24 protein-coding genes and 1 rRNA gene are annotated in these 25,901 nt (G+C 28.5%); 14 read left to right on the top strand and 11 right to left on the bottom strand.

The window, feature by feature from the left end; genetic code table 11:
- Window positions 1-129: 129 nt before the first annotated feature.
- Window positions 130-798: a DUF4294 domain-containing protein gene (locus G6042_RS01660; protein ID WP_169522523.1), complete on the bottom strand. Its 669-nt coding sequence runs from the start codon at window positions 796-798 to the stop codon at window positions 130-132.
- Between the two features lie 80 nt (window positions 799-878).
- Between G6042_RS01660 and G6042_RS01655 the strand changes: the two genes are divergently transcribed.
- Entirely contained in the window at window positions 879-1,967 is a 1,089-nt protein-coding gene (locus tag G6042_RS01655) for a M42 family metallopeptidase (protein ID WP_169522522.1), read from the top strand.
- A 70-nt stretch (window positions 1,968-2,037) separates the two neighbouring features.
- On the opposite strand, the gene G6042_RS01650 is transcribed toward G6042_RS01655, so the two are convergent.
- From G6042_RS01650 to G6042_RS01630, 5 genes are all read right to left on the bottom strand, one after another.
- Window positions 2,038-2,487 (bottom strand): hypothetical protein, encoded by a 450-nt coding sequence (locus G6042_RS01650; protein WP_169522521.1) that lies wholly within the window; start codon window positions 2,485-2,487, stop codon window positions 2,038-2,040.
- 208 nt (window positions 2,488-2,695) lie between these two features.
- Window positions 2,696-3,070 (bottom strand): ankyrin repeat domain-containing protein, encoded by a 375-nt coding sequence (locus tag G6042_RS01645; RefSeq protein WP_169522520.1) that lies wholly within the window; start codon window positions 3,068-3,070, stop codon window positions 2,696-2,698.
- Between the two features lie 146 nt (window positions 3,071-3,216).
- Window positions 3,217-4,164 carry a phosphoribosylaminoimidazolesuccinocarboxamide synthase gene (locus G6042_RS01640; protein ID WP_169522519.1) on the bottom strand — a complete coding sequence of 316 codons (948 nt, stop codon included), beginning with the start codon at window positions 4,162-4,164 and terminating at the stop codon, window positions 3,217-3,219.
- A 104-nt stretch (window positions 4,165-4,268) separates the two neighbouring features.
- Window positions 4,269-4,772, bottom strand: coding sequence for a hypothetical protein (locus G6042_RS01635; RefSeq protein ID WP_169522518.1), 504 nt, complete (start codon window positions 4,770-4,772; stop codon window positions 4,269-4,271).
- 159 nt (window positions 4,773-4,931) lie between these two features.
- Entirely contained in the window at window positions 4,932-5,882 is a 951-nt protein-coding gene (locus tag G6042_RS01630) for a PhoH family protein (protein WP_169522517.1), read from the bottom strand.
- 123 nt (window positions 5,883-6,005) lie between these two features.
- On the opposite strand from G6042_RS01630, the gene G6042_RS01625 reads away from it, so the two are divergent.
- The 7 genes from G6042_RS01625 (at window position 6,006) to mnmE (ending at window position 13,393) form a co-directional block, all read left to right on the top strand.
- A complete protein-coding gene (locus tag G6042_RS01625) occupies window positions 6,006-6,863 on the top strand; it encodes an SAM hydrolase/SAM-dependent halogenase family protein (RefSeq protein WP_169522516.1) in 858 nt (285 codons plus the stop codon).
- Between the two features lie 4 nt (window positions 6,864-6,867).
- On the top strand, window positions 6,868-7,734 hold the full coding sequence (locus G6042_RS01620) for a PGN_0703 family putative restriction endonuclease (RefSeq protein ID WP_169522515.1): 867 nt from the start codon (window positions 6,868-6,870) through the stop codon (window positions 7,732-7,734).
- 54 nt (window positions 7,735-7,788) lie between these two features.
- On the top strand, window positions 7,789-8,085 hold the full coding sequence (locus G6042_RS01615) for a putative quinol monooxygenase (RefSeq protein ID WP_169522514.1): 297 nt from the start codon (window positions 7,789-7,791) through the stop codon (window positions 8,083-8,085).
- 66 nt (window positions 8,086-8,151) lie between these two features.
- A complete protein-coding gene (gldF, locus tag G6042_RS01610; protein WP_169522513.1) occupies window positions 8,152-8,874 on the top strand; it encodes a gliding motility-associated ABC transporter permease subunit GldF in 723 nt (240 codons plus the stop codon).
- Window positions 8,874-10,553 (top strand): gliding motility-associated ABC transporter substrate-binding protein GldG, encoded by a 1,680-nt coding sequence (gldG, locus tag G6042_RS01605; RefSeq protein WP_169522512.1) that lies wholly within the window; start codon window positions 8,874-8,876, stop codon window positions 10,551-10,553. Before gldF ends, gldG begins: the two co-directional genes overlap by 1 nt.
- Window positions 10,554-10,616: 63 nt before the next feature.
- Window positions 10,617-11,735 (top strand): DNA polymerase III subunit beta, encoded by a 1,119-nt coding sequence (gene dnaN / locus G6042_RS01600; protein WP_169522511.1) that lies wholly within the window; start codon window positions 10,617-10,619, stop codon window positions 11,733-11,735.
- A 257-nt stretch (window positions 11,736-11,992) separates the two neighbouring features.
- Window positions 11,993-13,393: a tRNA uridine-5-carboxymethylaminomethyl(34) synthesis GTPase MnmE gene (gene mnmE, locus G6042_RS01595; RefSeq protein ID WP_169522510.1), complete on the top strand. Its 1,401-nt coding sequence runs from the start codon at window positions 11,993-11,995 to the stop codon at window positions 13,391-13,393.
- A gap of 585 nt (window positions 13,394-13,978) precedes the next feature.
- On the opposite strand, the gene G6042_RS01590 is transcribed toward mnmE, so the two are convergent.
- Together G6042_RS01590 and G6042_RS01585 are read right to left on the bottom strand one after the other, a co-directional pair.
- A complete protein-coding gene (locus tag G6042_RS01590; protein ID WP_169522509.1) occupies window positions 13,979-14,380 on the bottom strand; it encodes a hypothetical protein in 402 nt (133 codons plus the stop codon).
- 16 nt (window positions 14,381-14,396) lie between these two features.
- Window positions 14,397-15,233 carry a hypothetical protein gene (locus tag G6042_RS01585; protein WP_169522508.1) on the bottom strand — a complete coding sequence of 279 codons (837 nt, stop codon included), beginning with the start codon at window positions 15,231-15,233 and terminating at the stop codon, window positions 14,397-14,399.
- A 755-nt stretch (window positions 15,234-15,988) separates the two neighbouring features.
- Between G6042_RS01585 and G6042_RS14645 the strand changes: the two genes are divergently transcribed.
- Both G6042_RS14645 and G6042_RS01575 read left to right on the top strand, forming a co-directional pair.
- Complete coding sequence (locus tag G6042_RS14645) at window positions 15,989-17,128, top strand: tyrosine-type recombinase/integrase (RefSeq protein WP_169522507.1); 1,140 nt, start codon at window positions 15,989-15,991, stop codon at window positions 17,126-17,128.
- A gap of 109 nt (window positions 17,129-17,237) precedes the next feature.
- A complete protein-coding gene (locus G6042_RS01575; protein WP_169522506.1) occupies window positions 17,238-17,507 on the top strand; it encodes a helix-turn-helix domain-containing protein in 270 nt (89 codons plus the stop codon).
- Window positions 17,508-17,553: 46 nt separating this feature from the next.
- Here the strand turns inward: G6042_RS01575 and G6042_RS01570 are convergent, their stop codons facing one another.
- Window positions 17,554-17,802 carry a helix-turn-helix domain-containing protein gene (locus G6042_RS01570; protein ID WP_169522505.1) on the bottom strand — a complete coding sequence of 83 codons (249 nt, stop codon included), beginning with the start codon at window positions 17,800-17,802 and terminating at the stop codon, window positions 17,554-17,556.
- Window positions 17,803-17,905: 103 nt separating this feature from the next.
- On the opposite strand from G6042_RS01570, the gene G6042_RS01565 reads away from it, so the two are divergent.
- The 4 genes from G6042_RS01565 to G6042_RS01550 all read left to right on the top strand — a co-directional run bounded on the left by G6042_RS01565 (window position 17,906) and on the right by G6042_RS01550 (window position 24,559).
- The gene (locus G6042_RS01565; RefSeq protein WP_169522504.1) at window positions 17,906-18,340 is read left to right on the top strand and encodes a lipocalin-like domain-containing protein; all 435 of its coding nucleotides are present in this window, start codon (window positions 17,906-17,908) and stop codon (window positions 18,338-18,340) included.
- A gap of 4 nt (window positions 18,341-18,344) precedes the next feature.
- Window positions 18,345-18,968, top strand: coding sequence for a hypothetical protein (locus tag G6042_RS01560; protein ID WP_169522503.1), 624 nt, complete (start codon window positions 18,345-18,347; stop codon window positions 18,966-18,968).
- A 154-nt stretch (window positions 18,969-19,122) separates the two neighbouring features.
- Window positions 19,123-22,785, top strand: a complete 3,663-nt coding sequence (locus tag G6042_RS01555; protein ID WP_169522502.1) for a YobI family P-loop NTPase — start codon at window positions 19,123-19,125, stop codon at window positions 22,783-22,785.
- A 13-nt stretch (window positions 22,786-22,798) separates the two neighbouring features.
- Window positions 22,799-24,559, top strand: coding sequence for a hypothetical protein (locus G6042_RS01550; protein ID WP_211161612.1), 1,761 nt, complete (start codon window positions 22,799-22,801; stop codon window positions 24,557-24,559).
- Between the two features lie 147 nt (window positions 24,560-24,706).
- Here G6042_RS01550 and G6042_RS01545 read toward each other — a convergent pair whose 3' ends face one another.
- A complete protein-coding gene (locus G6042_RS01545) occupies window positions 24,707-25,585 on the bottom strand; it encodes a DUF808 domain-containing protein (RefSeq protein ID WP_169522500.1) in 879 nt (292 codons plus the stop codon).
- Between the two features lie 232 nt (window positions 25,586-25,817).
- Window positions 25,818-25,901, bottom strand: a 5S ribosomal RNA gene (gene rrf, locus G6042_RS01540); the annotation flags it as partial.

Raw genomic sequence — 25,901 nt, 5'->3', positions numbered from 1 at the left:
ATCCTTAATTATCCCTCTTATTTCCAAAACCTCAACAAAAACAAAAAGATTGTAGTAAACAGCGGGAATATGACTTGCAAATAATCAACAAAGAATCACTCCAAAATTTTATACTTATATATGTATGATTTATTTTTTTGCTGCTTTCTTTTCCCAGAATTCTGTAAGTTCGTCTATATCGACTGGATTGGCAGCTTCTTGGTTTACTAATCTTCCTCGTGTAAATGCGCGATCGAGTATGGATTCTATAAGAAAGTCTTCATTCACTTCGTAGGGAAGGTATTTTGCTTTTAGACTTATATCAAATAATTTAGCGGTATTGTTTGACCAAAATGCTTTCCAACCGCTTTTATAGTCTTTTATTAGTTCGAATGTTGTGAAACCGGTTTGTCTATGGATTAGCTTTACTAATATTTGTCCTTGTTTACGGGAGAGTTTTTTTAATTGAGCTGTGAATTCGTTCTCCATATAGTTCTCGACTAACTTGAAGTATTTCTTTTTTTCTTTGTTGGTTTTTAACTTTTCAAGGTTTTTGTTCAGAAAGGTCAATCGGTCGGCAGCTACTTTTGCAAAAGGATATACTTTGTAAACTCTGCTTTGAAGTAATAGAAAATCTTTCTTCTCTTGAGCCGACATATTATCGCGATAAACAAATAACTCGGGTAGTTTTATTGTATCAGAAGAGGTTGAATCTATTTCAAAGTGGACTATTTCCTTTTTAATAGTATCGGTTTTTACTTGAGCTAATGAGCTTATATAGAAAAACAGTAATAAGACGATTATTTTAAATCTCTCCATGGTTAGTTAAAATTATTTGTAAAAATATAGATAATCACTACAACTCTAATGCCAAATTTATATTTTAGCAAAAAAAAATTATGGCAACTAAATCTATACTTTCTAAAAGTTCTATTTCCTTTTTGGAAAAATACCTTAATAATGCTTCTCCAACTGGTCACGAATCGGAAGGACAAAAAATTTGGATGGACTATCTTAAACCTTATGTTGATACTTTTATAACGGATACCTATGGAACGGCTGTTGGAGTGATTAATCCTGAAGCCAATTTTAAGGTTGTTATTGAAGGTCATTCGGATGAAATTTCGTGGTATGTAAACTATATTACTGATAATGGTCTTATTTATGTAATAAGAAACGGCGGAAGTGATCATCAAATTGCGCCTTCAAAACGTGTAAATATTCATACTAAAAACGGAATCGTGAAAGGTGTTTTTGGTTGGCCAGCCATTCATACAAGAAATCGTGGCAAAGAAGAATCGGCTACTTTACACAATATTTTTATTGATTGTGGTTGTTCTACTAAAGAAGAAGTTGAAAAATTAGGCATTCATGTAGGTTGTGTGATTACTTATCCTGATGAATTTATGATTTTGAATAATGATAAATTCGTATGTAGAGCAATCGATAATAGAATGGGCGGATTTATAATTGCAGAAGTTGCTCGTTTATTAAAAGAAAATAAAAAAAAATTGCCTTTTGGTTTATACATTGTAAATTCTGTTCAGGAAGAAATTGGTCTTCGCGGTGCCGAAATGATTACGCAAACCATCAAACCAAACGTTGCCATTGTTACCGATGTTTGTCACGACACTTCAACGCCGATGATTGACAAAAAAATTGAAGGTGATCTTCAAATGGGAAAAGGTCCAGTTATTGCTTATGCGCCAGCAACTCAAAACGTTTTGAGAGAATTAATTGTTGATACTGCTGTAGAAAACAAAATTCCATTTCAGCGACACGCTACTTCGAGAGTTACTGGAACTGACACTGATGCTTTTGCTTACAGTAACGGCGGAGTTGCATCGGCATTGATTTCGCTTCCGTTGCGATACATGCATACAACGGTTGAAATGGTTCACAAAGAAGATGTCGAAAATGTGATTAAACTGATTTATGAAAGTTTACTTAAAATAGAAAACAATCACAATTTTTCTTATTTCAAATAAAAATCAAAAAGCATCATTATCACAATGATGCTTTTTTTCTAACCCAAAAACAAATTACTAAAACAAATTCTTAAAGTTTCATTTCTTCCACTTTTAATGAGGTTTTATTGTCAGACATTGGAAAACGCTTCATATTTTTATTTATTTTCTCAAAATCCAATGGATAAGTTTCCGTTGAAACTGTACTTTCGATGATTTGGTTATCTTCCAAAATAACATCTTCCAATGTTCTATCGATGCATAATGGTTGATAGTCTTCTGTTTCAGCTTGAATAATTTCGTTGTCCATTTTTATTTCATCTACAATTGATGAGTGATAAGTCGTTAAAACATTTGAAGGACTAAAATAAAGCGGTTCTACTGATGCAACCGAGCTAACTTCAAGTTGATTATTACTTACTAAAGTCGTGATAAACTGCTCGTTTTCTAATTGTGGCTGAAAAACTTCTTTTGCAGAAGCATTACTAAAAGTAACAAAACTTAATGCTACAATTCCTAAAATTTTGATTGGTGTTCTCATGATGATTGATTTTTTTTTAATTGATTGATGATGATTTTTTTGGTATTGTTATTAATATCCTATGCAAATATATATCTAAAACAATATACCTTGTATTGCATAGTACTCAAATTTAACATAATTTTAACAAATTGATATTTTTAATCAAATCTTATAATCTTGAAAGAAAAACAACGCTTTACATTTAAAGCGTTGTTTTTAAACTAATTTAAACCTGTTTTAAGTAAGCAACAGCTTCGGTAGCATTGGAATTCACTGCATATTGCAATGCTGTTTTTCCATTATTGTCTTTTGCATCAGCTTTTGCTCCATTTGCAATTAACACTTTTAGGATTTCAACTTTGTTGTATCTCGCTGCTAACATCAAAGGAGTTGAACCATTGGATTGTTCGTTAACATTAACGCCATATTCAATGAATTTTTTAACCGATTCTAAATCACCTTTCGTAATTGCGTTACAAAGTGGTGTGTTTGTGTTTTCAAAAAACTCCATTTGAGTTTTTGATGTTGAAGTTTCGTTAGCAAATGAAACATTTCCAAATGCTAAACAAGCCAGTCCTAAATAAATGATTGATTTTCTCATGATGATTAAATTATTTTGATTAATAAAAGAATAGACGATGGTTCTTAATATTCGTTACACCAAAGAGTTAACTATAACATTTATTTAACATTACTAACAAAAAAAGCCACGAAATACGTGGCCTTTAGCTATTTATAATTTTTAACTTATTTGTTTAAAAACTGTAACACATTATTTTCTATTCGATTATGAATATCCGAAATATCGGCTTTTACAAATTTGTCACCAATAATATTTTCAAATAATTCGATGTAACGTTCAGAAACCGTTCCTATATATTCATCTGTCATATTTGGAATAACTTGTCCTTCTTTTCCTTGAAATCCGTTTTCAATTAACCATCGACGAACAAACTCTTTTGACAACTGTTTTTGTTCTTCACCTTTTTCTTGTCGTTCCTGATAACCATCAGCATAAAAATAACGAGACGAATCGGGTGTATGAATTTCATCAATCAAAAAGATTTTGCCATCTTTTGTTTTTCCAAATTCATATTTAGTATCAACCAAAATCAATCCTCTTGAAGCTGCAATTTCAGTTCCTCTTTGATACAAAGCTCGAGTATATTTTTCTAAAACCAAATAATCTTCTTCTGTAACTATTCCGTTTGATAAAATAGCTTCACGAGAAATATCTTCATCGTGTGAACCATTATCAGCTTTGGTTGTTGGCGTTATAATCGGTTCTGGAAGTTTATCATTTTCTTTTAAACCTTCTGCTAAAGTAACACCACATAAAGTTCTTTTTCCTGCCGCATATTCGCGAGCAGCATGACCAGCAAGATAACCTCTAATTACCATTTCAACTTTAAATGGTTCGCAAAGATGACCAACGGCTACATTTGGATCAGGAGTTGCAATCAACCAATTTGGTACAATATCTTCGGTTAATTGCATAAATCGTGTGGCAATTTGGTTCAGAATTTGTCCTTTATAAGGAATTCCTTTTGGCATTACGACATCAAAAGCAGATAATCTATCGGTAGCAATCATAACCAATAGTTCATCATTGATGTTATAAACTTCTCTTACTTTGCCTCTATAAACAGATTTTTGATTAGGAAACTGGAAATCAGTTGTTGTAATTGTATTCATTATTGTTGTGTTGTTGTGTGGTGCAAAAGTAACTAATAGTATTATGGAATACAAACAAAAAAGAGCAGTTAATAACTGCTCTTTCTATTTAACAAAAATCCTTATTAGAATTTTAAATTATATGTTGCTCCAATTCCTACTGCTTGAAGATTTGTATCATTTTCAGCAAAAGTATTTTGGAAGTAAGCATAAATATTCCAGTTAGAATTATGGTAACCAACTTGTGGGTTAACATAAAGTCCACCAGCGTTATCTTCAACATTAGTAAGGAAACCATAACCTAAATCAGCTCCAACGAATACACCTTCGTTTTGGAAATAATATCTTCCAAAAGCAGCCACTGGAACTAAACCGAAATCATCAAAACCATCTTTTCCAAAGAAATGGTTGTAACCAGAAGTTAATCCAATTCCAAAATGAGGTGTTACTAAATATTGACCTCTTAAATCCAATCCTAATGCAAAAGAAGAAACATCAGAAGCATCACCAACAGGTAAAGCTGCGTTTAGTCCTAATTTTAACCACGAGTTTTTAGCATTGATTTCAACATCTTGAGCAAAAGTTGAAGTTCCAACAATCAAGGCGAATAATAAAATTACTTTTTTCATTTTTTTATAAATTTTAATTTAACAATTTCCCTTTTTACAATTTCCGTGCCAAAATCTGACAAGAAACTATTTTTCACATCGGAAAAATCGGTAAACAACTAAAAACAAAAAAGTTACAACCAATAAAAAAGCCTGACATTTTGTGTCAGGCTTTTTATATTAATCATGGTTTTCGATGCTTTTATAGGCGTCAATTACTTTTTTAACCAATCGATGGCGAACAATATCTTTATCATCAAGGTATAAAATTCCAATTCCTTCTACATCTTTCAAAATCAAAATAGCTTCTTTCAATCCCGAAATCGTTCTTCGTGGCAAATCAACTTGTCCTGGATCGCCAGTTATAATGAACTTAGCATTTTTTCCCATACGTGTAAGGAACATTTTCATCTGCGAATGAGTTGTATTTTGTGCTTCATCCAAAATTACAAAGGCATTATCCAACGTTCGTCCACGCATAAAAGCCAACGGTGCAATTTGGATTATTCCTTTCAGAATATAATCTTCCAAAGTTTGTGGCGGCAACATATCGCGCAACGCATCATATAAAGGTTGCATGTATGGATCCAATTTTTCCTTCATATCACCAGGAAGAAAACCTAGATTTTCTCCAGCTTCAACAGCAGGTCGAGTTAATATAATTCGCTTGACTTGTTTTTCCTTTAATGCTTTTACTGCCAATGCAACTCCAGTATAGGTTTTTCCAGTTCCAGCTGGACCAATAGCAAAAACCATATCGTTTTTAGATACAAAATCTACTAGTTTCTGTTGATTAGGCGTTAGTGCTTTGATGAGTTTTCCGCCAATTCCGTGTACCAAAATCTTATCGTGATCAGGCATACGTTGTTCTTCACTAGAGTTACTTTGAATAACTCTATCAATAACATTGGTATCAATATTATTGTATCGTGTAAAATGCAACATCAATCGGTTAAAACGATTTTCAAATTCATCCAATTCTTCTTTTTCGCCAAATGCTTTCAAAATTGTGCCGCGAGCTACAATTTTAAGTTTTGGATAATATTTTTTTATCGTTTCAAGATGAGTATCTTGTGCACCCCAAAATTCTTTTGGAGCAATGTCGTGTAATTCAATGATACGTTCGTTCAAAAGCAGTAGTATTAAATTAATTTTTTAGCTAAAAATAAATTAGCTTTGCATTCAAATTTAATCAAAATAGATGATTGATTTTTCTATTTTTGGAACAGATTTCTATCAAGTTATAAACAATTAATGTCAATAATTACTCTTACAACAGATTACGGATTAAAAGACCATTTTGTTGGTTCATTAAAAGGAAAAATTCTAACCGAATTTCCCGAAGCAACCATTATTGACATTTCTCATGACATTGATGCGTTTAACATTGCCGAAACGAGTTATATTATAGGTGCAGCTTATTCTAGTTTTCCAAAAGGAACGGTTCATTTAATAGGTGTTGATATTGAAAGAAATCGTGAAACGCAACATATTGCTATGCAATGGAACGACCAATACTTTATTTGTGCCGATAATGGTGTTTTAAGTATTTTAACCCAAAAGATTATTCCGCAAAAAATTGTGGCTATCAATATTCACGACCGTTTACACAGTGATGCAACCGATTTGGATGTTTTTGTAAAAGTAGCGTGTCATCTTGCAAAAGGCGGTTTGCTCAACGTAATTGGCAAAGAAATCACTTCTATTAAAGATGTAACCGAATTACAAGCAACAGTTTTAGACAACCAAATTAAAGGAAATGTAATTTATATTGACCATTATGGCAATGTAGTTACTAATATTTCCAAAAATCTATTTCTAGAAACTGGAAAAGGTCGTCCGTATGAAATTACATTTGGTCGAACCTATGAACTTGGTCCAATAAGAAACAAAAAGATTTACCCTATCAAAACCATTTTATCAAAATATTCAGATATTATTTTAGACATATATTCTGTAAAAGATCGTGAAGGCGAAAAATTAGCTATTTTTAATGAAACTGGTTTTCTTGAAATTGCTGTTTTTCGTAGTAATCCTAAAACCGTTGGTTCAGCTTCAAGCTTATTGGGATTGAATTATTATGATACTGTAATTATTGAATTTAAAAATTAGTATTATGAATGGATTAAAATATATTAAATCAAAACAACAAAATTGGGCAAATAGAAAAAACTACAAACTTGTTGGTGGTACCATTCCTGATAAAGGAGAAAAAAATTATGTTGAAAGTTTATATAACAATTTATTTCAAGAATTAACACCTGATAATTCATCTCAATTTAAAAAAGGTGATGGAGGAGAAACTAAGGACAATAAATTTCGATTAGCAAAAATGAAAGCAATTCATTCATCTTCAGCTATAGTAGTAAACGTATTTCAATATTGGCAAAAGAAAAAAGATATCACGCCACTTGCTTATGTAAATGGACTATGTTCTAAGTTTAACAGTTCCCAAAAAAAGATTTTTTTTGAGCAACATTTTGAAATAAGCTCAGACAAATCAAAATTTCCAAAAACTCCAAACATTGACATCGTAATAAGAAACCAAAATGGTAAAATCTATGCGATAGAATCTAAATTTACAGAACCTTATGGTAGAAAGCATAAAGGAATAAAACAAGAATATATTAATAGTCTTTCCTTTTGGAATGGATTAGATAACTTAAAAAAATTAGCAGAGGAAATATGCCCTGATGACAATAAATTTCAACATTTGGATGCTGCACAATTAATTAAACATATTTTAGGATTGAAAAATAAATATAAAAAGAGTGATTTTCACCTTTTATATCTTTGGTACGACGTAATTGGACAAGAAGGAGCAAAACATAGAAAAGAAATTGAACAATTTGCAGAAATAGCAAGAAAAGACAACATAAAATTTAGCCAGCGAACATATCAAGAGGTTATTATAAAATTAACACAAGAATTTTATATTGGAAATGAAGAATATTGTAATTATTTATCCGATAGATATTTATAAAAAACATAACTCATTTAAGAATACTAATATCAACTCCAACCAATCTAAAAACAAATGTTCATACGCATCGTAAAAATGAGTTTTCACGAAGAAAATATTCCAAAATTCATGGAAAATTTCAATTTAATTAAAGAAAAAATACGAAACTCGCCAGGAAACCGTTATCTAGAATTGTATCAGGATAAAAACAATCCCGAAATCTTTTTTACCTATAGTTTTTGGGAAACCGAAGAAGATTTAGAAAATTACAGAAAATCGGCTTTGTTTGATGAAGTTTGGACATTTACCAAAAAATTATTCAACGACAAACCCGAAGCTTGGAGTGTAAATAAATTAGTTTCTTTGGTTTAAAGTTTAACGTTCCAAGTTGAAAAACCTGAAGCTTTAAACCTGAAACTTTAAACAAAATAATATAAAATGAAATCAATCGCATTAAGAGAAATTAAATCCTTTTTTGGTTCGCCAATTGGTTATTTGGTTATCGCCATTTTTCTGTTGCTCAACGGATTATTCCTTTGGGTTTTTGACGGAGAATACAATATTTTACAAAGCGGTTTTGCCGATTTAAGTCCGTTTTTTACACTTTCGCCATGGATTTTAATTTTCCTTATTCCAGCAGTAACGATGCGAAGTTTTTCGGATGAAAAAAAACAGGGAACAATCGAGTTACTTTTGACCAAACCGTTATCGATTTGGCAAATTGTAAACGGGAAATTCCTTGGCGCATTTCTTTTAATCGTTATCGCCATTATTCCAACATTAATTTATGTTTACGTAGTTTCTTCTTTAGGAATGGATAGCAATATTGATTTAGGAAGCACGATGGGTTCTTATTTTGGATTGTTATTTTTAGTTGCCGCTTATACTTCCATCGGAATTTTTACTTCAACGTTATCCGAAAATCAAATTGTATCTTTTATACTTTCGGTGTTTTTATGCTTTTTATTCTATTATGGATTTGAAGGCATGACTACTTTGGTAAAATCACAATCGGATGTAATTTCACGAATTGGAATGGATTATCATTTTAAAAGTATGGCACGTGGTGTAATTGATACGCGCGATGTTCTTTACTTTTTGAGTGTGGCGTTTTTATTTTTATCGCTAACCGTTATTAACTTAAAATTGTTGAAATCCTAATGAAAACAGTACAACATAATTTCAAGAAAATCATTGTTATTCTGGCTGTTTTGGTTGGAATAAACATTGCTGGTCATTTTATTTTTAAACGATTTGACTTAACAGCAGACAAACGTTATACGTTATCCGAAACGTCACTTCAAATTGTAGATGAAATAACGGAACCTGTTTATATTGATGTTTTTTTGGAAGGAAATTTTCCAGGAGAATTCAAAAAACTTCAAACGGAAACCCAGCAATTATTAGAAGAATTTAAAGCAGAAAATCCGAATGTTATTTTCCAATTTGTAAATCCGTTGGATGAAGAAGCTAATCGTGATGAAACCATTCAATCGTTTTTGGAACGCGGTTTAACTCCGGTAAATGTTACGGTTAACGAAAAAGGACAACAAACTCAGGAAGTTGTTTTCCCATGGGCAATTGCTACTTGTGGCGATAAAAGTATCAAAGTTCCATTGTTGAAAAACATGATGGGTGCATCGACTGCCGAAAAAGTAATCAGCTCGGTTCAACATCTTGAATATGCTTTTGCTAATGCCATAAATTCGGTTTCAAAGGAAAAACAAAAACGTGTTGCTGTTATCAAAGGAAATGGCGAATTAGAAGACAAATACATCGCTGATTTTATCAAATCAGTCAGAGATAATTATTACATCGGAACTTTCACCTTAGATTCTGTTGCAAAAAGTCCAAACGAATCGCTTAAATATTTAAAAAAATATGATTTAGCGGTTATTGCAAAACCTACCGAAGTCTTTACTGATGCCGAAAAACAAGTGCTTGACCAGTTTATTATCAACGGCGGAAAAACCCTTTGGTTGATGGATCATGTTAGCATGGAAATGGATAGTTTAATGCAAACAGGCGAAAATTTAGCGTTTCCACGTGATTTGAATTTGAACGATATGTTCTTTAAATATGGTATTAGAATTCGACCTGATTTGATTAAAGATTTAATGAATGCGCCTATCGCTTTAGCAACTGGTCAACAAGGTAGTGCAACACAATACAGTCAGTTTCCATGGTTTTTTTCACCAGCAGTTTACAGCGAATCGACTAATCCAATTGTGAGTAATTTAGACGTTATCAAATTTGAATTTGCTAACCCAATTGAACCTTTAAAAAACGACATCAACAAAACGGTTTTATTGACATCTTCTAAATATTCAAAACTTATTGGAACACCAAGCGAAATCAATTTAAACATGGTTGAAGAACGTCCAGAGCAAAAAGAATTTGCTGGTGGCGGAAATTATCCTGTTGCTGTTTTATTGGAAGGAATATTTCATTCAGCATTTGAAAATAGAGTTCTAGCGTTTAACGACAATACGTTTAAACCTGTTGGAAAAGACAATAAAATGATTGTAATTTCTGACGGCGATGTTATTAAAAATCAATTGGATAAAAACTTCCAACCCTTGGAATTAGGTTATGACAAATGGACCAATAATTTGTATGCCAACAAAGAATTCCTGATGAATTGTGTAAATTATTTGCTTGACGACAACGGACTTATTAACATCCGAAGTAAAGAAGTTAATTTACCAATGTTAGACAAAGAAAAAGTAGTCGAAAACTATACAACGGCACAAATCATAACCGTTGGTTTACCGCTAGTTGTCTTATTACTATTTGGTCTTGTATTTACATTTTTGCGTAAGCGAAAATATAGTAAGTAATGTTAATAAAAAACTTTTTGAAATCTATTAGTTTAAGATATATTTGTAAAAATTAAATTCACTATGAAGTTTATAGTATCGAGTTCATACTTATTAAAACAATTACAGGTTTTAGGTAGCGTTATCAACAGTAGCAACACCTTACCTATTTTAGATAATTTCCTTTTTGAATTAGACAATAAAACGTTAACCGTTTCTGCATCTGATTTAGAAACTACGATGTCTGCCACTCTTGAATTAGAATCAGACAGCAAAGGAAGCGTTGCCGTTCCTGCAAAACTTTTGTTGGATATTTTAAAAACTTTTCCTGAACAACCATTGACGTTTACCGTTGAAGAAAACAGCACAATTGAAATTAGCTCTAATTCTGGAAAATATGCTATTGCTTATGCGCCAGGAGAAGAATTTCCAAAATCGGTAAATCTTGACGAACCATCATCAACAGTTGTTCCTGCCGATGTTTTAGCAACAGCAATTAGTAAAACAATTTTTGCTGCTGGAAACGATGATTTACGTCCAGTTATGTCGGGAGTTTTCTTCCAATTTTCTCCAGAAGGTTTAATTTTTGTTGCAACCGATGCTCATAAATTAGTAAAATATGCTCGTACCGATGTAAAAGCGTCGCAAGTAGCGGATTTTATTATGCCAAAAAAACCTTTGAATATTTTGAAAAGTATTCTTGGAGCAACCGATAGCGAAGTTACAATTGAATACAACGATTCTAATGCAACTTTCTCTTTTGACAATTATGTATTAACGTGTCGATTAATTGATGGAAAATATCCAAATTATGAAGCCGTTATTCCAAAAGAAAATCCAAACAAATTAATGATTAATAGAAACATGTTCTTGAGTTCTGTTCGTCGTGTTGCGATTTTCTCGAATAAAACGACACACCAAATTCGTTTGAAAATTGCTGGTGCAGAATTAAATATTTCTGCTGAAGATATTGATTACTCAAACAAAGCTGAAGAACGTTTGACTTGTGATTATCAAGGCGACGATATTCAAATTGGGTTCAACTCGCGTTTTCTTTCAGAAATGTTGACCAATTTAACTTCAGATGAAATTCAATTGGAAATGTCAATGCCAAACCGCGCTGGAATTTTAACCCCAATTGATGGTTTAGACGAAGGCGAAACCGTTACTATGCTTGTAATGCCAGTAATGTTAAACAACTAAAACTAACTAACCAATTTTTATATTTGAAAAACCGTTTTGTTTAAAATCAAAACGGTTTTTTTTATGCTTAAAAACGTCAGTTCGAGTGTTTTTTGTGTAGAGAAACGGAAAAAAAAATGTATGAAGAACCTATTTTCAATGAAATTTCCATTATTCTCGATACGATTTTTTTCAAAAATCAATCGAACTGACGAAAAACTAATTACTATTCATTAATTACTCCTTACTAAATTTTACCTTTGTAAAAATTTTTAAAAATGATTTCACAAGAAACGATTGTTGCTTTAGCTTCGCCATCTGGTGCTGGTGCAATTGCAGTTATTAGACTATCAGGAAAAGATGCTATTACTATAGCCGAAAGTGTATTTCAATCGGTTTCAGGAAAAAAAATCAGTAATCAAAAAACGCATACCATTCATCTTGGTCATATTGTTGACGAAGGAAAAACATTTGATCAAGTTCTTTTATCTATTTTTAAAAATCCAAATTCCTATACAGGCGAAAATGTCGTTGAAATTTCGTGTCACGGTTCAACTTACATTCAACAACAAATTATTCAATTATTACTTCGTAAAGGTTGTAAAATGGCACAAGCTGGCGAATTTACGTTGCGTGCTTTTTTAAACGGAAAACTCGATTTATCGCAAGCCGAAGCTGTTGCCGATTTAATTTCTTCGGATAATGAAGCGTCGCATCAAATTGCGATGCAGCAAATGCGTGGCGGATTTAGCTCTGAAATTGCCAAATTGAGAGAAGAATTATTGAATTTTGCTTCGCTAATTGAACTCGAATTAGACTTTGCCGAAGAAGATGTAGAATTTGCTGATAGAACACAATTCAAAGAACTTTTAACCCGAATTGAATTTGTTTTAAAAAGATTGATTGACAGTTTTGCTGTTGGAAACGTGATTAAAAACGGAATTCCCGTTGCTATTGTTGGCGAACCAAACGTTGGAAAATCAACGCTTTTAAACGCTTTGTTAAACGAAGAACGAGCAATAGTTTCCGATATTGCTGGAACAACTCGCGATACAATTGAAGACGAATTGGTCATTAACGGAATTGGTTTCAGATTTATCGATACTGCCGGAATTCGAGAAACCAAAGATGTTGTGGAAAGTATTGGTATCAAAAAAACATTTGAAAAAATCGAACAAGCGCAAGTGATTTTGTATTTGTTTGAAAGTTTAAAGTTCAAAGTTCAAAGTTCGGAATACATCATTGAAATTGAAAAGATAAAAAATCAATTTCCGCTGAAACCATTGGTTGTTGTTATCAATAAAATTGATTTGCTGTCAGAAGATGAAATTCAAAACATTAAGGAACAACTTGAAAATTTAAACGTTAAACTTGAAACCATTTCTGCTAAAAACAACCTCGGAATTGAGGATTTAAAAAGTCAATTGCTATCCTTTGTCAATACTGGTGCTTTGCGAAATAATGAAACAATTGTTACCAATACACGTCATTATGATTCATTGATAAAAGCATTGGAAGAAATCCAAAAAGTAAGATTTGGTCTCGACAGCGGTTTATCTTCTGATTTAATGGCAATTGATATCAAACAAGCGTTATATTACTTTGGAGAAATCACAGGAGAAGTTACTAATGATGAGTTATTAGGTAATATTTTTGCGAATTTCTGTATCGGAAAATAACTAAGTATTCCAAACTATCATATTTCTACGTTTCAACCCTTATAAACAAAGGTTTTTCTATGTTTCAATGGATAACTTTGTTTACCCTTTTATATCATTTTTTTACTACTAATTGTACTACTATGTTTGTAAATCGGTTTCAATTATTGAATTTTATGATACCATAATCAGTAATACTTTGTAAATAAAGGAAAGTTACTTTCCAAATTTTTTACACAAACAAAACCACTGATTTTAATCGTAAAAACTATAAATGAGCCACCTAACTATAAAAAAAGTTTGTTTAGAATGTAGTGATGAATTTATTGCAAAAAGTAGTAAAGGAACCTATTGTTCAAAAAAATGTTTTAAAAGGAATTACAGAAAATTACTAAAACAAAATTCTGTTGTAATTCCAAAAAATAAACCAATTATAACCAAAGAAAATCTAAACTCAAAACACTATTTATCTGTAAAAGAAGCTGTCATAGTGTTTGATATTTCAGAAGTAACTCTTAGAAGATTAATAAAAGTAAACAAACTAAACTACATTTGTTTAAAAAACAGGTTTATCTTTTTAAAATCAGATTTAGAGAAAATTATAAATCATTTACTTCTAAAATAATTGTAGAAATCTTTATTTTCCCATGTAGAATAAACTTCTTCTAATTCAGTTGTTAAGAAAGTTTTATTATCAATATCCTTATGTTTTACTCCACATTCCTCTGCTATTTTATAAAAACTATCTGATGGATAAAGTAATTTATCAGATATAAAAACTATAATTGTTAAACAACGTCTTCTGTTTTCAAACTCATAAACCATTACCTCTTTTAAAATTTTAAATAAAAACGGCATTTTTGCTTCCTTTTTTATTATGTAATCATCATAAATACCCGATTTTATACATAAATCTTCATAAGTAATATAACTTCTTTTGTGAGCTAATTCAATAAGAATATCTCTAATCTTTCCCTTATAATCTACGTAATTATTATAAAACGACATTTACCTTTTGCAATTATTATATATTAAATTCTTCATCAGAATAATCATCTTCATATTTCTTCCTACCTTTTTTAATAGTTGGTAAATCTGAATATTTTATCGGTCCAAGTGGTTGTGGAATATAATCATTTTCTTTTTTAGATGTTGTACTTTTCGAAGTTAATTTCGGAACTCTATTAAGTTTTGTTTGTTCCATTCTCCTAATACCGTCTTCAATAATATCACCTATTTCATCTATCGGATTTTCTTCTTCTCTACTAAATTCAATAGTTCTCACAACTTTTTGTTTTTTACGGTATTCTGATTTTATTTCATATTCTGATAAAAACTGTTGTTTTAATAACTGTTTTGTCCAATTGGAAATACTACCAACACTCACATTCATTATTTTGGCAGTTGTCTCTCTCTTTTTTACATATCCATCAGGTAATTTACTCAAAGTATTATATTCTCCCCATAGTAACTTTGCTCCTGTTGTTAATTCACTATGATTATATATTTCAAATGGAAGAACACATTCAGTTATATATTTCTTATTTTCTTCGTCGTCAATTATTAGATATTCTATACTCTTTAATTTATCTGTTAAACGATGAATTTGTTTATTATCTAAATCATTTACTAAATATCCTTTTTTAATTAAACTTTTTCTACAAAGTCGAACGATATTCGGATGTAACGATAGTAATTTCCCAATATCTACACTGGTATAAATTGTATAACCTTTTTTTAAATCAAAAGTGTAATCCAAAGATAGAATTAGTTTTTCATTATCCGATAGTTCTCTATTTGTTAGTATTTTAGGATATACTTTAATATTCAATCTTTTGTTAAATTTCATTTTATCTCCCATAAAAACTACTACTTTTATTTATACTTATGTGGTTATACCACCTTTTCAATACTGTAAATGTATAAAAAACATCACTAATATTGTTCTTCTATATCACTGATTTTGTTTTACTACCTCACCAATTTTGTACTTCTATATCACTAATTTTGTTTTACTTTCTCACCGATTTTGGTCTTATATATAAATAGATAATCAATAAACATAAATAACAAATAAAAGTTAATAAAGCAAATAGGCAAACAACTGTCGTTGTTGCGATTTGTTTTTTAATTTTCTCTCTTTATAAAATGAATTTGTCTTCCTATTGAATTTAATTACCATTAATCTTTAACTACAATTACCACTTTCACTGATAACAGTAGTTAAAGATTAATGATAATAATTATTTATATTTTAACACTTTTTGAATATATACTAAATCTAATTTCACTTTGAATTAAAATAAGATTGTTATACATCTTAAAATATTTTAAATGTGTTCTCTATTGGAATATCAAATAAAATTGTTGTAACTCCTTTAATTTAATATTGTACTTAATTATTAATTGTAAATATGTTTTGAATTATTTAGTTTAAAAAATATTACAAAATTTCTGATTTTAATTCTTTTGAAAAATGTTATATTCTGTGATGTGAAAGTAGTTTAACAAATCAGAAAGTCTTAAAGTAGGTTATTTTCTATGGTTTCCTGTTGTTTTGTGTTACTAATTAGGAGGAATGTTACATCATAATTAGTAACCAAAAAAGAGGAAACGATGAAAATTTATTTATCTGTACGTAAGGGTCAGCAGTCGAAAAAGAATGCTGAAAAAGGAAAACCAAAAATGAATAGTTTGTTTTTGATGTATCACAATGAGGAAACCAAAAAAAGGACTTATGAGTTTTTGAGATTATACCTTTATGATAAACCGAAAAATTTTTTAGAAAAGGAACATAATAAAGAAACTGAACAATTAGCAGAAGCAATAAGAGCGCAAAAGATATTGGATATACAAAGTAGAAAACACGGTTTTGTAAGTAGTGTTAATGGAAAAATTGGTTTTTTAGAGTATTTTAAATTAATGGTTGAAAAAAAGAGTGATAGTAATGGAAATTACGGGAATTGGTTGAGTACTCTTAAACATCTTACAAACTTTTGTAAAGGAAATGACATCCAATTATCTAAGGTTGATGATACTTTTTTGGAAAGTTTTAAAATATATTTACTTACTAATAAAATATCCTCGAGAAATGGAAAGTTATCACAAAACTCTGCACTCTCCTATTTTAATAAAGTAAGAACATCATTAAAAGAAGCTTACCAAACTAAAATGATTGCCGAAAATCCAATAAACAGAGTAAAAGGTATCAAAGAAAAGGAATCTAACAGACAATATTTAACTTTAGATGAACTACAAAAATTAGTAAAGACTGATTGTGATTATCCAATTATGAAAGATGCTTTTATATTTAGTTCACTTACGGGTTTACGATTTTCAGATATTAAATCGTTAAAGTGGAAAAACATTACTTACGATTCGCAAAATGGATACATTATTAAATTTACACAACAAAAAACAAAAGGTGTTGAAAATCTTCCGATTAGTGAACAAGCTATTAGAATAATAGGAGAAAGAAAACATGACGATGATTTTGTTTTTAGTAGTCTGATATACAGTGCCTACCATAATAAAATTCTTCATAAATGGATTGAAAAAGCTGGAATTGATAAACATATAACATTCCATTGCGCTCGACATAGTTTTGCTACTTTACAATTAACTATGAATATTGATATATACACAGTAAGTAAATTATTAGGTCATCGACATTTAAAAACTACTGAAATATATGCAAAGGTTATTGATAAGAAGAAAATCAATGCAGTAGCAAATATGCCTGATTTGAATCTATAAAGAGACTTTAAATAATAAAATCGTTCCGATTATCTTAAAACTACCATTGTTTTTGAAAGATAATATTTAATCGAAAAATCGAAATCGTAAATATTAAAAACAAAAAATTATGGTAGTTAGTTGTACCCCAAAAGAAGTAGTAGAACTTATTAAAATAAGAGGTTTTGCCAATACAGAAGAAGCCTCATTATATTTAGGATTGAGTATTCATTATGTAAGAAGATTGGCAAGAGAAAAAACACTTAGTTCATTTAAACCAAATGGAAAATGTATTTATTTTAAAATAGAGGACTTAGATAATTTTCTTTTAGGAAATAAACGAATTGATAATAAAAAAATATCACAGAAAGCTGCTAAATACATTTTTAATAATCGTTAAAAATTTATGGTGCTTTAACTTATTATTTCATCTATTATGAGGACATTTATTCTTCTACTATTGGATTTTGTGGTAAAAAATCTTTAGGGGAACAATTAAAATATTCTGCTAATTTATTGATGTGAGATAAGTTATATTTCGCTCTCGACTTTGAACTCTCAACATCACCGATAAATCCGATTGATAAGTTAAGAGAATATGCAAGTTCCTTTTGAGATATGTTTTTCTCTGTTCTCATTCTTCTAACTGTATCAATTACATATTGTTCTATTGGTTCTAAACTCGAATTATCCATAAAATTACATTTGGACAAAGTGAGTTAATGATTAAAAAATATTCACTCGTACATATACGAGTATTTAATATAATTCTGATATTTGTAAAAAAATATAATACAAATGAAAAAATATTTATTGAGTACAGTTTTGATATTCGCTTTAATTTCGTGCAATAGTGATAATGACAACTCGATTGATGTTCAACCAAGTTTAATTAATAAATGGAGTTTAGAAACTTGGAAATACAATAATAACAATCAATCATTAACTTCTTGTGATAAGCAAGGTTACATTAAATTTAATAGTAATGGAACTTTTGAAAGAAAAGATTATTACAATAACAATGGAAGTTGTGAAATTGAGGGAAATGATAATGGAACTTATGCTTACGATTCAACAAACAACAAAATAACTCTTAACTATACTGATGTAAATGACGGACCACAAACAGAAGTATTAAACAATGTTTCATTTACAAATACAAAATTGAACTATACTTGGGATGAAGATAATAATGGAAGTGATGAACACTTTTTAGAATTTTTAAAGAACTAATACTATGAAATTAAATTTTGTGATTTTAGTTTTTACTTTACTTTGTATATCATGCAATAAAAATAAAGAGGTTTCAGAAGAAAAAAATAATGATGGAACAGATAAATTTATTTGCACTAAAAATGATTTTAGCAATTTTGTTGTTTTCGGTTCATCATCTGATAAATACAACAAACCATATGTGGTAACTTATGTATTTAAAGGAAAAATTAAAAACAATACAGAGAACATATATGAAAAAGCATATATAAGAGGAGAATTAATATTAGTGCTTGAAAATGGAAATGAATTAACTTGTGATGATATAAATTATACAAAAGATTTTGGAGGAGATGGAGTTAATCCTGAAATAAGAGATAATTGGAAACCAAACGAAGAATGGGATATTGAACAACTAAAATCCTGTAGTTTTCCAATTGAATATTTTGATTATCCTGTAAAAGAAGTCTTCACACAATACTATTTACAACTTACCGACCAAATTAATAAAACTGAGACTGAATTATTGATCTCACAAAGTGATGTTACAAGTAAATGGAAATTAGCTCAAAAAAAGGTTGAAAATAATTCTGTTGATTGTGGAGATAATGCTTTTGATTTATCGAAGTTTTTGAAAACTAAACATTAAAAACATGACACATATAATTTATTAAAAAATAATGTATTAACATTTTTTTATGACATTTTGACGTAAAAAATTTGTTAAAAGTATCTTAATCTGACATATTCTATTAAATTCTTTTGTGGAACATTTTTTGAACAATTAAAGAAAAAATCTTCTTATGAATTTAAGTTTTATTTTCTCATTGTTCGATAAAAAAAATGTATCAGTTATAGATGAAGTTACATCTGTATCATCTCTCGCTCCTAAAATTTTAACAAAAAAAGAAGATTTAGAAAAAGTACAACCCTATTTAGATAAACTTAAGGATACTTTAAATGCAAAGGGAATAAATAATATTGCTTTAACTGGAGGATATGGTTCAGGGAAAAGTTCATTATTAAAGACGTTTCAGCATTGGAATAAAAACGAATATAATTTTTTGAATATATCTTTAGCTGCTTTTAATAAAACAGAGGAGAACACTCTAAAAAATGAAGAACTTGAAAGACAACTTGAAATCAGTATATTACAACAAATTATATATAAGGTTAATCCTGTAAATCTGCCTGAATCTAGATTTAAGAGAATTGTTAATATCCCTAATTGGAAACTTTGGGGATTAATTCCAATTAGTTTTACTATTTGGTTAATGAGTGTTATCTTGCTATTTAAGTACAATTATTTAGATAAATTAAATCCAAATACATGGACTTTTAGGTTTAAAGATTTAGATTTCAGTACAAATTTAATATTCATTTTTTCTTTTTTAGGAATTGGCTATTTTTCTAAGTTAGTAGTTGAATTATTCAGTAATTCTAAGATAAATAAGGTAAACTTAAAAGGAGAGATTGAAATTGGAGATAATTCCAATAAATCTATATTGAATGAGCATTATGATGAGATTCTATATTATTTTGAAAAAAACAATTTTAATGTAGTTGTAATTGAAGATTTAGATAGATTTGATAATACAAACATTTTTACAAAACTTCGTGAACTAAACATTTTACTTAATAATGCGGATTCAATAAATAACCGAAACTGCTATAAAGATTTTGGTATAAAATTTTTATATGCAGTTGGAGATGATTTATTTAATGATAAAAAGGAAAGAGTAAAATTCTTTGAATATATAATTCCTGTTATTCCATTTATTAATTCTTCTAATGCCAATGAACAATTAAAAACATTAATAAAAGAATCTGATTTAGAAGAAAACGTATTTCCTAAAGAGTTTCTTTCTGATATAACCACTTTTATTGATGATATTGATATGAGGTTGTTAATCAATATCTTCCATGAATTTGTTATTTACAGAAACATACTAAAACCTGATGTTTTAAAAGGTAATGAATCAGAGCTATTTGCAATGATAACTTATAAGAATATTGACCCTGAGGATTTTAATAAATTGAACAATAAAGAGGGTAAATTATATAAATTGATAAATGAAAAAAAGAAATATACACAAGCATTGCTAACCCAAATAAATAATAAAATTATAGATAGAGAAAATGAAATTGAAAATATTGATAATGAAAATATTTCAGACGTCGAAGAATTAAAAAGCATATATCTTAAAACAATAATAAACAAGCTTCCATCTACTTACTTAATAAGTAATGAAAATATTAATGACGACATATTTAATAAATTAGGGGATAAAAAAGTAGTGAAATGTAAAGAATATGACAACTATTACAGACAACTTTATGATCGTGAATACCCTATTGTTTTTTCAGAAATTGAAAATGAAGTAAATCCAGATTTTAATTACAATGAAAGAGTCGAATTAATTAAAAATAAGGATAAGAATAAGAAAAATTTATTACAAAAAGAGATTGAAAAATTAAGGTCTGAAAAATCAGAAATTGAAAATTGGGATTTAAAACAAATTTTTAAAGAAGTAGATATAAATCAGTATCTAAATGATTTTACGAATAATGGCTTATTAAGAAACCTCATTTTGGAGGGATATATTAATGAAAATTATAATGATTATATTTCGTTATTCCACGAGGTCTCTTTAACAAAAGAGGATAAAAAATTTGAAAGAAATGTAAAAAGTGGTTTTTATGAAGGCTTTGAATATAAACTAACACACATTGAAAATTTAGTTGATAATCACATTGATTTAAAGTATTTTAAAAGAGATACTATATTAAACTTTGATTTGCTTAATTATTTAGGAAATAACTATAATAGATATACAGAAAAATATGATGCAATTATTGGTGTATTATCCAATGAAAAAGAAAAATCAATTGAATTCATTGATAAATATATATCGATAGAAGAAAGACCATTAAAGATATTTATTGAGAAATTAGTAAAAAATTGGAAAGGTTTTTGGGATTACATCTATTTAAAAAGCAACTTTACACCTGAAAAAGAGGATAAATATCTATCGTTAATTATTCAGTTTGGATTAATAGATGATATTCTTTCATCACAAAACAATAATACTTTGACTACTGCAATAACGCAAAAGTCTCATTTTCTTTCATTGGTAAAAAGCACAGAAGAATTTAACTATTATGGTAAAATAACGAAACTTATAGAGAAACTTAATGTTAAATTCGAAGAGTTAGAAAATCCAAATAATGAAACAAAAGAACTATTTAATTTTGTTTTTAACAACAATTACTACCAAATAAACAAAGGTAATATTCTACAAATGATTACTTTGTATGGAAATGTTGATGATGAAAATGATTTCGAAACTTCTAACTACGGAACAATATTACAGTCTAATTGTAAACCTTTAATTGATTATATAAATTCTAACATAAATACCTATGTAGAAGATGTTTATTTAAAGTTAGAACAAAATATTTCTGAAAGTGAAGAATCTCTATTAGAACTATTAAATAATGTAGATTTAGAAGATAAATTAAAAATTAAAATAATTCAGAAACTGGATACTCTTATATCTGATTTAAGTAACATTGAAGATATTGAAATAAAAAAACAATTATTAACTAACTTAAAAGTAGTCGCAAATTGGAAAAATGTAATTGATTATTACACTAATTGTGAAAAAAAGATTGATGAAATACTTGCTGAATATTTGAATACAGAGATAGTAAGCAATAAATTATCTGAAATAAAAATAAGCAAAGAAGATAAAGAACTTGAGAAAAGTGTTTTACTTTGTAATGATATAAATGATGATATTTATATTAATTTATTGAAAAGTACATATTACATCTATAATAGTTTAAATTTTGAAGATTTAAACGAAATTAAAGTTGAAAACTTAGTAAAGAAAAATTTATCAACTACAAAAGCAAACTATGATAAATTAAGAGAAGGATTTGCTGATAATCATATAACATTGATTGAAAGAGATTTTAGTAAATTCTTCGATAAAATTGAGGATTTTGAAACAGACGAAGAAGATATTTTAATGATATTAAAATCTGATAAAATTACTATTGATAATAGATTTAAGTATATTTCTAAATTAACTGAACAAACAATTATTGATAATAAAGCAATTGCAAAAAAAGTTGGTGAAATTATTCTAAGTAAAACTTCTAAAGTTGAATTTGCGTATAATGCAATTGAAAGTATTATAAAAAATTTAGATTCCACAGAAAATAAAGTTAAATTCATCAATCTATATTTTACACAACTTAGTAATGATAACATTATATTATTAGTGAAAAGTTTAAGTTATAATCATAGTGAATTATTTGTAAAGAGAAAAAGACCTTTATTTAATGATAATAACCATAATAGAGAATTATTAACTAAATTGAAAACAAAAGGATTAATAAATAGTTTTGGTAATGATGAAAAAGATAATTCTAAAATCAGAGCAGTTGCTAACTATTAAAAATCAATTTATAATGTCTTACAAAAAATATTATTTGTTATTTATTTTAGTTTTAGTGTATTTTCTGATAGTAATTTTTGCTAATTACATAGACTTTTTACCTGATTTACTAAACATACAGAAATTTAATCCGAAAGAATATTTTGGATTGATTCTTAGTTCAATTTCATCAATTTTTGGAGTATTAATGGCGGTAATCATTTTAACAATTGAATTTTCTAAAGAAAAATTAGATAAAAATAAATATATCGGTTCTTTAGATAATCAATTAATAATTAATTCTATACATTTTTCCATCAGCTTAATTTCTTTATCATTTTTTGCATATGTAAGTATTGATGAATTTGATGATTCTAAAGGTATTACTATTGGTTACTATATAGGATTATTGTTCTTAATTTACATTTATTCAATATTTCCCGTAATAAAAAAAATTGTAGGTAAGAGTAGTCAAATTAAAAAAAATATTGAATTAGCAAACTTAATTACAATTGAATCATTTAATTCAGTTTCTAAATATAGATATAAAGACGAAAGTCAATCTTTTGAAAATAGCGACACTTTAAAAATACTAAAGAAAGAAATTGATAAATATATTTTAAACAATGATATTTCTTCATATGAGAAAATTAATGACGACATTTTAAAATCAGTATTAAAGCTTATTGCAAAAGGTGATGATAAAGAAAAATGTGATATAATTTTTGATGGTTTGACATGGCTATGGAGAGAAAATTCTAAAACAGCAATAAGAGCTAATGATTCTCAATACTTTGACTTTATTTGGTATTCAATTAGAGATATTTATAAGCATTTTGCTGAGAATGGTTCAAATCTCCTTAATTTACAAGAGATTAGTTTATTCGTTAGTTTAGACTTAAAAAATTTGTACATTAAATTAGGAAATACAATTTCGCTAACAACAGCTTTAGATTGTATTGAAATTTCATTTAATAATAATATTTATAAGAATTGTCCTTCACAAGAAGATTTAAAGGAGTTAATTAGATCATATGAAAAAGGAGATTTTGAAGATACTCCTTTTTATTCATCTATGCAATGGAGTGGTATAAAAGAGATATTGAGTTATATAACAACTATTTGTGAAATAGCTATTAAACTTTCTGACAAAGACTTGTTTGAAGAGTGCAATAGAAGATTAATAACAATTTGCACGCATATAAATTTTCATTTTGACACTCTTGGAAATTATCAAAAAGGATTTTTAACTTGGAATTCTTTAACAACCTCATTTTATCTTTCAGAGAGTGCCTTAAAACAAGATTTATATGAAACTACTTTAGATTGTTTTGATGTACCAAATTATTTTATAAGTAGATTGATAGAAAATCAAACAACTGATGAAAGAGATATTAGAGTAATTTTAACAACACTTGGAAATCATCTAATAAATGCACTAAAAGAAAAAAAATTATATACTAATTATGAGTTTGGTACTCTTAAAGATTTTTGTTTAATTGGAATTCATTCGATAAAAAATTATAATAAAAATTCATTAGACAAAAAAACTATTGACTATTTCTACAAATATTTAAAATACTTAAAAATCTATATTGAAGATAATAAAATAGAAGAGTTTTCAAAAGAGTATAATGATATTAAAAGAGCTGTGAGTCATTTTATTAATGTATTTAAAAGTTTTGATGAATTTAATACTAATGAAAAACCATTAAAAAAATGGATTAAATTACAAAATAATTTTAAAGAAATTTCCAACGAAAAAGAATTCGGATTTATTAAATGGAGAATATAGAATCACTTAAATTAGATTAAGAAAATTAATGACATAATAACAAAAAAAACATTGATATTTTACTAAATAGGATACTATAAACATATAAACCCACTAAAATAAATAAAAGTCATTTTCTGTATCGGAAAATAATCATCAATACACATTCTATTTCTTCACAGCCGAAAATAGACTTTTAAAAACCATAACAATACCAACGGTCAAAAGTCCAACAATCAATCCAAAACCAAAATCCTTAACGATTGAAGGAACTGTTGGAAATAGATGGTGGAAAAAATCAATATTATGGACAAATATTCCTCCAGAAACTAACAGTAAAGCAATTGTTCCAACTACAGATAGAATTTTAATAATCATAGGCAAAGCCTTCACTAAAAATTGTCCAAAAACAGACAATAATCCTTTATCATCTGATTTTTTTATCAAAAAATAACCAGCATCATCCATACGAACAATCAGAGCCACAATTCCATAAACACCAATTGTTGCAATAATTGCGACAAAACTTACCGAGAGAATTTGTGTCAATAAAGGATGTTCATGCTCTATCACTGTAGCTAATGCAATAATTACAATTTCTAAAGAAAGAATGAAATCTGTTTTTATAGCAGAGCCGATTTTTGATTTTTCAGAGTTTTCAGCAGTATCAGGCAGTACACTTTCTTGCAAAACTTCATGCCCTTTCTTTGAACGGTGAAAAATAAACTCTACAATTTTTTCGGCTCCTTCATAAGCTAGATAAATTCCTCCCAAAACTAAAATAATAGTAATCAATACTGGAAAAAAATAATTCAACAAAAAAACAACTGGTAAAATTATCAACTTATTAATAAAAGAACCTTTTGTAATTGCCCATAAAACAGGTAACTCTCTTGAAGAAAGAAATCCAGTTGCTTTTTCAGCATTAACAGCCAAATCATCCCCTAATATTCCTGCCGTTTTTTGAGTTGCCAGTTTACTTGTTACTGCAACATCGTCCATTAAAGCCGCTATATCATCTAAAATTGCAAAAAAACCTGAAGCCATAATGTTCTATATAATTAATTGATTAATGCTGTAAAAATAGAAATAAACCTTGCTACAAAAAATTTTCTCTATAAAAAAAGTAAAAAATAGAGGTCATATAATCTCTTAAAACTACTTATCATAGTCTATTTTTGGTAGCTCATCTACTTTTTTTCATTATTATCCATCCCACTAAGAAAGAGGTGCTTTATAAACAAAAAAGCCTGTCTAAATTATAGACAGGCTTTATAAAAAAAGGCGGCGACATACTCTCCCACAAATTGCAGTACCATCTGCGCAATCGGGCTTAACTTCTCTGTTCGGAATGGGAAGAGGT

It is taken from the genome of Flavobacterium solisilvae, assembly GCF_012911605.1.
GTDB classification, from domain to species: Bacteria; Bacteroidota; Bacteroidia; order Flavobacteriales; family Flavobacteriaceae; genus Flavobacterium; species Flavobacterium solisilvae.
The sequence above is the reverse complement of the archived record's forward strand: the minus strand, read 5'-3'. Positions and strand labels throughout refer to the sequence as shown.